The organism is Bradyrhizobium oropedii (assembly GCF_020889685.1).
In the GTDB taxonomy this organism is placed as follows: Bacteria; Pseudomonadota; Alphaproteobacteria; order Rhizobiales; family Xanthobacteraceae; genus Bradyrhizobium; species Bradyrhizobium oropedii.
The window spans coordinates 1-1,951 of sequence record NZ_JACMYO010000398.1; the positions used below are offsets into that span (position 1 = coordinate 1).

The 1,951-nt window shown below is 56.6% G+C and carries 1 protein-coding gene; it reads left to right on the forward strand.

Going from position 1 to position 1,951, the window contains the following annotated elements:
• Positions 1-634 precede the first annotated feature (634 nt).
• Positions 635-1,810 (forward strand): group II intron reverse transcriptase/maturase, encoded by a 1,176-nt coding sequence (gene ltrA / locus H8A95_RS42800; RefSeq protein WP_229172474.1) that lies wholly within the window; start codon positions 635-637, stop codon positions 1,808-1,810.
• Positions 1,811-1,951: the final 141 nt, after the last annotated feature.

The following is a 1,951-nucleotide window of genomic DNA, read 5'->3' on the forward strand; positions in this document are numbered from 1 at the left end:
GTGCGTCCAGCGAAGGCTGGCATGTTCAGTAGGAGTTAGTCCTACCGGGGTAAAAGTCAGTGCCCTGTAGCACGGATAGCAGGAGGGGAGGAAACGAACCTTTTGAAGCCTATCGACAAGTCTCCCGACGGGGAGATCGCGAGTCATCGGGCCGTATCGAAAGAGAACGCGTTGTGGCCTCGAAATATCGAAGACCGAGGGCCGAGCCCCCATTCATCGGGCGAAGGCAACATGGGCAGCCGAAAACTGACCGACACGGCTGTTCACCTCGGCGGGGTGGAAGCGACAGCACGATGACAAGGACATGCCGAGCAACTGGAGAAGCCCTCCTCGTCCCGGCGAGAAATTGTCGGAGCAAGATAGGCCATATAACCGGCGAACACCGGGAAAGTGGTCGAAGACGAGAGGGTGGCGGCCGGGTCCGTATGTAGCTGCGAAGTGGCGTAACGGCTGTGGAGCGAAGGGACCCTGCCATTTGTGAAGTCTCCAACGCAAGGAAGGCAAGGACGAGATGATAAAGGCGTCCATCGATTTGCAGGACCTGAGGCGGAGACTATACGTCAAGGCGAAGGCTGAACCGTCCTGGCGTTTCTGGGGCCTATATGTCCACGTCTGCAAGGTGGAGACGCTACGCATGGCGTATGAGATGGCTAGAGAAAATGACGGCGCTCCGGGAATAGACGGAGTGACCTTCGAAGCCATCGAATCGCAAGGCGTAGATGCTCTGCTTGAGCAGCTACGGGACGAACTGATCGGGCATACCTATCGACCACTTCCGGCGCGGAGACAGGAAATACCGAAGGACGGGAACAAAGTTCGAGTCCTTTCGATTCCGGCGATCCGCGATCGGGTGGTCCAAGGTGCGCTCAAACTCATACTCGAACCTGTCTTCGAGGCGGACTTCCAATCGGGGTCGTTTGGATACCGGCCCAAGCGGGCAGCACATGACGCGATCAAGCGAGTAGCAAAGGCAATAACGCAACGGAAGACGCGGGTCCTCGATTTTGATTTGCGAGCGTATTTCGACAATGTTCGGCATGACCGGTTGTTGACGAAAGTGGCGCAGCGGATCAACGACGCGGACATCATGCACCTTCTAAAGGTTATGCTGAAAACTTCTGGCAAGAAGGGCGTTCCGCAAGGCGGAGTGATTTCACCCTTGCTCAGTAATCTCTACCTCAACGAGGTGGACAAGATGCTGGAGCGGGCGCGGGACGTCACACGCATCGGCAAGTACACCGGTGTCGACTACGCGAGATACGCAGACGATCTGGTGATCTTGATTGACGCCCACAAACGTCGTGACTGGCTGGTTGGTGCCGTTATCAAACGGCTACGGGAGGAATTTGCCAAACTTCAGGTAGAAGTCAATGATGAGAAGAGCCGTACAGTCGACCTGGAGCGAGGCGAGAGCTTTGGCTTTCTAGGTTTCGACTTCCGGTATCTCCGCAGTCGACGTGGAGTGATGCGGCCGCATATGACGCCTAAGCTCAAGAAGCGAACGGCGATTATGCGGGAGCTCAAGGAAGTATTTCGACGGCATCGGTCGCAGCCGATTGAGAGGATAATCAACCTGATCAATCCGAAGCTCCGTGGCTGGGTGAACTACTTTGCAGTTGGGCACTCCAGTGAGTGCTTCAGCTACATCAAAGAGTGGGTAGAGAAGAAGGTCAGGCGTCATCTGACGCGGGCGCAGAAACGGAAGGGCTTCGGCTGGAGGCGGTGGAGTACATCATGGCTGTACGGTACCCTAAAGCTGTTTAATGGCTATCAGGTGACATACAACATGACGAAAGCTGCCCCGGTGTGATGAGCCCCATAAACCTCAGCGCGAAGCAAATGGGTGCGCGTAGTGCGGGAAATCTGCACGCTGCGTGCGACGAGGCGGGGGCTGGAAACGTGCTCGACCAAGAGATCTGGTCGAGTGGCGCGCCAGCCCTCGACCCTACCG